The organism is Mycobacterium sp. (genome assembly GCF_032162605.1).
Classification (GTDB): Bacteria; Actinomycetota; Actinomycetes; order Mycobacteriales; family Mycobacteriaceae; genus Mycobacterium.
Genome location: NZ_JAVROT010000520.1, coordinates 21,772 through 28,464, shown reverse-complemented (window position 1 = coordinate 28,464; position 6,693 = coordinate 21,772). Strand labels below are relative to the sequence as shown.

5 protein-coding genes and 1 pseudogene are annotated in these 6,693 nt (G+C 63.4%); 2 read left to right on the top strand and 4 right to left on the bottom strand.

Annotated elements, in window-relative coordinates; all coding sequences use genetic code 11:
* Nucleotides 1–209: 209 nt before the first annotated feature.
* Together QOI01_RS28905 and QOI01_RS28900 are read left to right on the top strand one after the other, a co-directional pair.
* The gene (locus QOI01_RS28905) at nucleotides 210–1,034 is read left to right on the top strand and encodes an IclR family transcriptional regulator (protein WP_526386576.1); all 825 of its coding nucleotides are present in this window, start codon (nucleotides 210–212) and stop codon (nucleotides 1,032–1,034) included.
* Nucleotides 1,035–1,543: 509 nt separating this feature from the next.
* Nucleotides 1,544–3,145: a protein kinase domain-containing protein gene (locus tag QOI01_RS28900; RefSeq protein ID WP_526386573.1), complete on the top strand. Its 1,602-nt coding sequence runs from the start codon at nucleotides 1,544–1,546 to the stop codon at nucleotides 3,143–3,145.
* 12 nt (nucleotides 3,146–3,157) lie between these two features.
* Here the strand turns inward: QOI01_RS28900 and QOI01_RS28895 are convergent, their stop codons facing one another.
* The 4 genes and pseudogenes from QOI01_RS28895 to QOI01_RS28880 form a co-directional block, all read right to left on the bottom strand.
* A complete protein-coding gene (locus QOI01_RS28895; RefSeq protein ID WP_526386575.1) occupies nucleotides 3,158–3,661 on the bottom strand; it encodes a Dps family protein in 504 nt (167 codons plus the stop codon).
* Nucleotides 3,598–4,464: pseudogene (locus QOI01_RS28890) on the bottom strand (catalase); the annotation flags it as partial. The pseudogene QOI01_RS28890 and the gene QOI01_RS28895, both read right to left, overlap by 64 nt.
* A gap of 203 nt (nucleotides 4,465–4,667) precedes the next feature.
* Nucleotides 4,668–5,327, bottom strand: coding sequence for a glycosyltransferase (locus QOI01_RS28885; RefSeq protein WP_526386574.1), 660 nt, complete (start codon nucleotides 5,325–5,327; stop codon nucleotides 4,668–4,670).
* 56 nt (nucleotides 5,328–5,383) lie between these two features.
* Nucleotides 5,384–6,166 (bottom strand): aquaporin, encoded by a 783-nt coding sequence (locus QOI01_RS28880; protein ID WP_526386572.1) that lies wholly within the window; start codon nucleotides 6,164–6,166, stop codon nucleotides 5,384–5,386.
* Nucleotides 6,167–6,693 lie beyond the last annotated feature (527 nt).

Here is a 6,693-nt window from a genome sequence, read left to right as displayed (position 1 = left end):
ACCACCGAGCAGGACACCACGTCCTTGCCCGCCCGTAGAAGCCGCACCATGTCGTCGAGCGCCTCGGGCACGCGAAAGTTGCCCCAGACACCCACTTCGATCGCCATCAATCCCCTATTATTAGGATGCATGTCGGTATTATTTGGACGTATGGAAGGGAGGTGATCGTGGGAACGTCAACGCCGAAGTCGCCGCCGACTCGCCGCGCGATGGACGTGGTTGAGGCGCTGGCGGATTCGGTCGAAGGTCGGACCTCGGCCGAACTTGCCAGGCAATGCGGCATCACCACGTCGACGTGCGCACTCGTGCTGGCCGAACTGGAGCGAGGCGGCTGGGTGGCCCGCTACGACGACCGAAGGTTCAGGCTGGGCAGTGGCCTGTTCGGTTTGGTGCATGGACTGCGCAGGCAGTTCCCGCTGCTCGACGGCGGCCGCGCTGCGCTGATGGAACTGCACGAGCGTCTCGACGCGGGCTGCTCGATGTCCAAGATCGGCGGGCGGCATCTGATCACCGTCGACACCGTCGGGCATCCCATCGACGGCGAGCACGCGGTTGGTCATCGCTTCCCGATAGATCCGCCGTTCGGTCTGGTCGCGATGGCGAGGCGCGACGCCGACGCGATCGCGAACTGGCTGCAACGGGTCGTGCCACGGCTGACCCAGAGCGACATCGAAGAACACTGCCAGGTGCTAGGTGACATCCGGGATCGTGGGTATGGGGCTTGGCGCTTCGATGACGCTCAATCGTCCCTGCACGAGCGCCTCGCCGGAGTGCTTGCATCGATGGAACCCACCGCATCGGTGACGCGCCAACTGAGCACGCTGATGACGATGGTGACCTTGACGTCGGTGACCCGAACTTTGGAAACAGAGCTGGTGACCACGGAATTCGTGGTCCTTCCGATCTTTGGCAGTGCCGGTCAGCCGGAGTACCAGATCGAGATCCACCTCCGCCGAACGGACGGACTCACGGTCGATGAGCTCGAGGCGGCCATGGGGTGCGCTCGAGATCTCGTGGCGCCGGGGGTGGCCTAACAGCGCGGTCGGGGTGATTCGCAGGCTACGACCACTTGGTGGCGGCACTGGAAGGCTCGTCGCCGGCCATCACCTTCTCACCGCACCGGTCGGCAATGGTGCTTGGCAAACCGTCCAGTCCGCGACCAGAAGACCAGTGAGCGGAAAGTGCTGGAACTGTGTCGCGCTCGCTCCATACCTGCTAGCAGTAACCCGAGGATTACCGGTAGCGGTAGGCCACGTCGGATGCTGGCGGTGATGTCACTGCCTGGCTTCGATACCAGACTGAGGACACCGATTCAATCGCAGCCGCGAATCCGAATGAGGGACGGCCGATGACTGTAGGCCCGACCGCGCAGCGCCTGACCCGCTTACCTACCAGTAGGCCGTTCTTAGAATTTTCAGAACCGCTACGGGTGTCTGGCTCTGCGGCGGTATCCTCGAGCCAAGTCATCGGGGTGATCGAATGGGCACGCGCTGGCCAATACAGAGCATCGGGGTCGAAGCCCCCGCCGGCCGAATCTGGTCCGGTGGCCACTCAGTATGACCTGACACCTGCCATCGCTGCGGAGTTGGCCGCGGCGGGGTTCGCCGATCCTCACGAAATCGGTCGCGGTGGTTTCGGCGCGGTCTACCGTTGCGAGCAGCTCTCACTCGAGCGCACTGTCGCCATCAAGGTGCTCACCACCGACCTTGACGCGGAGAACCTCGAACGGTTCCTGCGCGAGCAACGCGCTATGGGCAAGCTATCCGGGCATCCGAACATCGTCAACGTCTTTGAAGTCGGCACGATGCGGTCGGGTAGGCCCTACATCGTGTTGCCGTATTACCCCCGAAATTCGTTGAATGCACGGATTCGCCGTGACGGCCCACTCAGCTGGCAGGAGACGCTGCACATCGGAGTCAAGATGGCCGGTGCCCTCGAGACAGCACACCGCCTCGGTACGCTGCACCGCGACGTCAAACCCGCGAACATCCTGCTCACTGACTACGGCGAGCCACACTTGGCCGACTTCGGTATTGCACGGATCGTCGGCGGTTTCGAGACTGCGACGGGCATCGTGACCGGCTCGCCGGCGTTCACCGCACCCGAGGTACTCCACGGCCAGGCGCCCACCCCGGCTTCCGACATCTACAGTCTCGGCGCCACGCTGTTCTGTGCATTGACCGGGCACGTAGCCATCGAGCGTCGCAGCGATGAGCAGGTGATCGCACAGTTCGTCCGGGTCACCAGTGAGGCGGCCCCGAACTTCCAGGGGAAACACATCCCCGACGACGTGCGGGCCGCCATCGAGTACGCGATGGCGGGCAGTCCCGACCATCGGCCAACCACCGCAGCCGAACTAGGAGTCGAGTTGAGAGAAACCCAGCGCCGCCACGGCCTGACGGTCGACGAGATGGCCGTGGCCGCCGCCGCACGTGGAGAACAGCGCCCTGGTCGACACAGTCCCGCTCCGGCGCCCCAGATCGGACCCGTAGCAACTCCGTTGCGGGTGGTTGTGGCTGAGGATGACGTCTTGCTTCGGGAGGGTCTGGCCAGCCTGCTGGATCGCTCGGGTTTCGATGTCGTGGGCCAGGCCGGTGATGGTGCGCAGCTGCTGGCGATGGTTCGTCAGCAGACTCCCGAATTGGTGGTGACCGACATACGGATGCCGCCCACCCATACCACCGAAGGCCTCGATGCCGCCCGGGTGATCCGCGACGAGCTGCCGGCCACCGGCATCCTGGTGCTGTCAGCGCATGTCGATGTCGAGCATGCGATGGAGCTGCTGTCGACAGGGCACAACATCGGCTACCTGCTCAAAAGCCGCGTCACCGACGTGGCCGACTTCATCGCTACCCTGCAGCGAATAGCCAAGGGGGCGTCGGTAGTGGATCCGGCGCTGGTGGCCGAGTTGGTGTCCGCCCATCGGCGCGATGACTCCCTTGCCGTGTTGAGCGATCGTGAGCGGGAGGTGTTGGGTTTGATGGCGGAGGGAAGGTCCAATGCCGGTATCGCCCACCAGATCTGGATCACCGAAGGTACCGTCGAGAAGCATGTCCGCCACATTCTCGGTAAATTGAACCTGCCAGAGACCGGCGATGACCACCGCCGTGTCCTCGCGGTCATCGCTTACCTCGAGGCCCGCTGACGGCGTCGCGCCTTATATTTTGCGATTCTCGGATTTGAGCGTCCACGCGGCCTTCTCCAGTTCATGAACGATGCTGTGCAACAGGTCTGCTGTGGAGGGGTCTGCTGCATCGACATCATCGTGCACGGTTGGAATTGTGTCCACGTCGGCGTAGATCCGCGTGGTGATGAGCTCGACGGTATCGGTGGTGTTGAATTCGGCAGGCGGAACCGTGGGCAGCGTGGTAGACGCCGTGATTGTGTCGGATCGACCGTCGGGGACCGAGTTGAGGGCCCGCATCCGTTCGGCAATGGTGTCGCTGGCCTCTCTTGCGGTGTCGACGATCGCGTCTAGCTGCAGGTGCAGATCGCGGAAGTTGGTGCCGATGAGATTCCAGTGGACTTGTTTGCCCTGCAGAGCTGGTTGTAGTTCGCGCCGATGCGGTAGCGCTGCGCGTCGGGGTAGGCGAACATCCGGCCCAGCAGCATCTTGTCGGGGCTCACGCCGATGCCGGGCACCAGATTGCTGGGCGCCCAGGCGCCCTGCTCGATCTGGCTGTGATTGTCGGTGGGATTGCGATCCAGCGTCAGTCGGCCCACCTCGATGAGCGGATAGTCGCGGTGCGGCCAGACCTTGGTGAGATCGAATGGATTGAACCGGTAGGTCTTGGCGACTTCGACCGGCATGATCTGCATCTTCAGCGTCCACGATGGGTAGTCCCCGCGCTTGGTCGGTGATGAAGTGATAACGCACCAGAATCTCTCGCCGGCTGCGTTGACCCACATGAAGGTGCGACAGCTGTAGAGGTTCACGTGCCGCCAGCTACGCGGGATGCCCCGATCTCCCATCAGCCAGGTGACCAGGTGCGCCGACTCCGGCGACAGCGTCCAGAAGTCCCACTGCATGTCGTGGTCGCGCAGATTGTTGTCGGCGCGGCGCTTTTGCGACCGGATGAAACTCGGGAACTTCAGCCCATCGCGCAGGAAGAATACCGGGGTGTCGTTGCCGACGATGTCGTAGTTGCCTTCGGTGGTGTAGAACTTCAGCGCGAAGCCGCGCGGGTCGCGCCAGGTATCTGGGCTGCCACGCGCGCCGGCTACCGTGGAGAACCGGATCACCGTCTCGGTCATGGCCCCGGGTGCAACACCGCCGCCTTTGGTGAACGCGCTGACGTCCTGGGTGACCTCGAATCGGCCCAAGGCGCCGGAGCCCTTGGCGTGCGGCTGACGCTCGGGTACCCGTTCGCGGGTGAACTGTGCCAGCTGCTCGATGAGGTAGTGGTCGTGCAGAAGGATCGGTCCGTCCGGGCCGATGGTCAGCGAATGGTCGTCGCTTTCCACCGGGATGCCGGCATGCGTCCTGTCGGTGTGGCGTGCGTGTCGGTCATTGTGCTGCCCTTCGGTGCGGGGTCAATTGGGCGGCCTTACGGCAGGAGTCCGTGGCCGAGCATGGTTTGTGTCGAGGACGTCATTGTGTTCACCGAGCAGCAGGTTGCGGTCGAGGACGTCGACGACCCACACCAACAGTCGATTTACGAGCCAACTCATACTCGATTCCCTTCTTCGAACTGATGTTTCGCCAGAGTTTCCAGGTGATGTCGACGTGCGACATTTATTGCGCGACCGCCCATTCCGTGACTTAGCACCGGTTCGGTCAAGAGCCGTAGAAGCGCCGCAGTCATACTGGACAGGTCCCCCGGGAGGTAGACCAACCCAGCGATGGCGGGTACGACCAGCTGCACGGTTGTCGGGTCGGCTGGGGCGACCACCGCTCGCCCCGCAGCCAGCACGTCCAGCAGCGTGGTAGTCCCGGATGAGCTACTGAGCACAACGACATCTGCAGTGGCGACCACGTCGGACCATCGGTCTTCGCAGGAGCCGCAGACCACGTGCACACTTGTCCCGACAGCACGCTCGGAGGTCTTCCGTATCACGACGGCGCGCTGCACTCCTTCTCCAAGGAGAACGAGCTGCGCCTTACACTGCTGTCGTACTGCGATGAATGCGGCGGCCAGTTGATGGGCGTGTGAGCGATCGTCGAACGGACCGATCGCGATGATCGTGGGGACACGGGCCGAGCCGACCGATGCGCGCGGATCCACTTGGTCTGGCCGCCCGCGCACCCGCTGCGCGATCGACGGCGAAGCGGCGCTAAGCGCTCCTCGACGCCTACGGTGAGCGACAAGGGCGGTGACGCCGGCCATCGGATCACCGTCTGCTGGGATATCGGGATGCATCGTGTCGGGAGTGCAGGACTTGTTCACCGGAGCGCCTCGTCATCGTCGGTCGGATTGGGTTGGTCAGGAAGGGGATTAGCGCGCCACGTAGGTTCGCCGACCGTCGGGTCGAGCGCGAGAAAGGTGACTCCGGCCGCCAGGCCGGCGAGTATCTGCGCCACCAGATACACCCACAATGTCGGCCACGCGAACATGCCCATCACTGCGGTGCCAAGCGACGCTTCCGGGTTGAAGGGGCGACCTGAGATCGCAGCGACCGCGAAAGCGCCTGCCGACACGGTGAACCCGAGCGCTAGGCCGTAGTAGGAATTATTCGAATGTCTCTCGCTGGTAGCGACATTGAGCACCACATAGCACAGGGCAAACGTGAACAACAGCTCCAGAACAAGCGCGATCACCAGGGTGCGGCTGGACGGGTTCATCGCCGCACTTCTCGAGACCTGCGCCGGATCGACGATTCTCCGCACTACCACCGCAGCGAGCAGTCCGGAGCCGAACTGGACGATCCAGTGTGCGATCGCATCCCGCATCGCGACGCGGCGCCGCATCAGCATCGCAAGAGTCACGGCCGGGTTGTAATGCCCGCCCGAGAGCTGACTGCCGGTAGAGACCATGACCACGAGGACCGCACCGAGACCCAGCAGAGCGAACGGGCTTGCGCTCCCGACGGCAGCGCCGACAGTGAACACCAGAGAGAATGTGCAGATCGCTTCGACTGCATACTCCACGCTGCCGCGAGTGCCCTTCACCAGCCAAGCCGCGACGATGCCGCCGACCACCCGATTCGGGGCCTGTGCGGTAACCATGACTCAAAGAATCCCGGGTCGGGTCGGCGATGTCGTCAACGTTGACCGCCATTCGGGCCCCCCGCTAGCCCGAATCCGGGCATACCTGCCAGCTGCAACTGATCCCATTCTCGAAGTATGAAGTGCTCTCCTCGCAGTGTCGTTGAAGGTGCTCTTTCCGAACTTCGGTGCTCCGAATGCTTTGTTTACCAATGGATTTATACATATCGCCGCAACGCGTGGCACAACGCTTCGCATCTGAAGAACGGCGCCATGCTGTGGGCGGCCGTCGCGATGATCAGCAGTCGTCCGGCGGAGGTGACGACATCGCCGAGCGAACCCGGCGCTGGCACTTTGGGACCTGGTCAGCTCGCGAGCCTGATTGCCGTCCAAAACCCACCCGATCGTCGCGGTCGCTGCCTCGTCGTCGGTCGGTCGGCAGATCAGTTGCCCGCGCGTCGGTTGATCCGGCCGGGCCCACACCGACGAAACAGTTCATCGACATGGTTCGTCCACTGCCGCAGGCGAAGTGGGTGGTCATCTATTCC